Source organism: Paramuribaculum intestinale (assembly GCF_003024925.1).
In the GTDB taxonomy this organism is placed as follows: Bacteria; Bacteroidota; Bacteroidia; order Bacteroidales; family Muribaculaceae; genus Paramuribaculum; species Paramuribaculum intestinale.
In genome coordinates this window covers 1-2,016 of record NZ_PUED01000299.1, presented here as the reverse complement: position 1 = coordinate 2,016, position 2,016 = coordinate 1, and the positions used below count along the sequence as shown (strand labels likewise).

At 38.1% G+C, this 2,016-nt stretch carries 2 protein-coding genes; both read left to right on the top strand.

Features of this window, described 5'->3' with window-relative positions; all coding sequences use genetic code 11:
- Nucleotides 1-1,645, top strand: a 1,645-nt coding sequence (locus tag C5O24_RS12955; protein ID WP_107681950.1) for a DEAD/DEAH box helicase, incomplete at its 5' end; no start/stop codon positions are given.
- Nucleotides 1,646-1,651: 6 nt separating this feature from the next.
- Nucleotides 1,652-2,016, top strand: a 365-nt coding sequence (locus tag C5O24_RS12950) for a hypothetical protein (protein ID WP_205961124.1), incomplete at its 3' end; no start/stop codon positions are given.

Below are 2,016 nucleotides of genomic sequence, written 5' to 3'. Positions count from 1 at the left end.
CTGTGCACCCGGTGCGGACGCATCGCTAACCAATATACTCATTCGCTTTCTTCAGGATGATTCAGAAGACGCGAAAATCTTGATATGCACTCATTCGACTCTCAGATTTGCATATGCGAAGATTGGGAATCAATCATTTAATGACGTACTTCTGGCGATTGATGAATTTCATCACGTATCGGCGGAAGCAGATAACAAACTTGGCAACTTAATTCGAGACATCATGGCCAATACGAATGCTCATGTTTTGGCTATGACAGGCTCTTACTTCCGAGGCGATTGTACGGCAGTGCTTTCTCCCTTGGATGAATATAAGTTTAGACATGGCCGTGTAACCTACAACTACTATGAACAACTAAATGGCTATCAATATCTTAAATCATTGGGAATAGGGTTTCATTTTTATCAAGAAGGTTACTTAAATTCCATAAAAGATGTTTTGAACCTTGATGAAAAGACTATTATCTATATACCCAATGTCAATTCTGCCGAATCAACCAAAGAAAAACTTTACGAGGTTGATCAATTGGTTGATATTATTGGTACTTTTGACCATGTAGATGAGAACAACATCTATCATATTATAACAAGCACAGGCAAAGAATTAAAAGTTGCGGATTTAGTCACTCCAGGGAGCGATAGAGATAAGGTGCAAAACTATCTTCGAAATATGAAAAACGTTGATGATATTGATATTATCATCGCATTGGGAATGGCTAAAGAGGGTTTTGACTGGAAATATTGTCAAACCACACTCACTGTTGGCTATAGAGGTTCTCTGACTGAGATTGTCCAAATAATAGGTCGCTGCACGAGAGATAGCGAGAATAAGACCCACGCTCAATTTACAAATTTGATAGCAGAGCCGGATGCTGAAAGAGAACAGGTAACTCATTGTATCAATGATATACTGAAAGCTATATCCGCTTCCCTGCTAATGGAAGAGGTTGTTGCTCCCAAATACAACTTTACCCCAAAAACCAATGAAGACGGCACAAATACAGATGAACCTGTAATAAATATATCAGGATACCGTCCGATTAAATCCCAAGCAGTAAAAGATATTGTAGATAATGACCTTGTCGACTTGAAGGCAAGAATATATCAGAACCCTAACATTCAGGGTGCGATGATGGGAGCCGTACCTCCGGAAACCCTTACAAAGCATCTTATTCCTAAAGTTATTGAGGAATTGTACTCTGATCTATCAAGAGATGAAGTTAAACAACTCAGTGATTATATAGTGGTTGACTCTTTCCTCAATGCCGTACGAGGAACCGAAAAGTCTTCCGATCCTGCATCAGAATCAGAAGAATCACTTAATAAAAAGATAATCAAATTTGCCTCGCTGCTGAATGTAGCGGACTTGAACATGGATCTAATCTACTCGATAAATCCGTTCAATCAGGCATACGAGATAATTTCAAAACAATTAGATTCCAAGGTGTTTAAGGCAATACAGAATACTATCCGTGCGATGAAAATCGATATTACGGAAGAAGAAGCGCTTGATAATTGGCCTCTTATAAATGAGTTTTTCTCGAAATTCGGAAGAGAACCCAATCTCGATTCAATAGACCCATTTGAAAAAAGGTTAGCAGAATCCTTGTGCTTCCTTAAAAATCTCACACAATCAACTAAATAAATCAATATGACAAGAGATGAGATTCTAACTGCTTTGAAAGAGACCGATAAATTCGGCCTCCTTGCTCGTCGTGAAGTAAAAAAGCCAACGGCATCTCAGCTACCTCTTGTCAATGCGTTTGAAGAGATTGTAGATTTCTTTGAATCCAATGGACGTCTGCCAGAGTGTAGGAAAGATAATATTCAGGAATTTCAGCTGTATCATAGATACAAATCAATATGTAGAGACTCTCAAAAACTCCAATTTTTGAGAGATTATGATTTAAACAATATTCTTGTAGATGAGACCAATGAGATAGACCCCATTGAGCGTTTGAAATCTGAGGATGTTCATGGATTATTAGCTGCTGAACCGCTAGAAATATTTAAAAT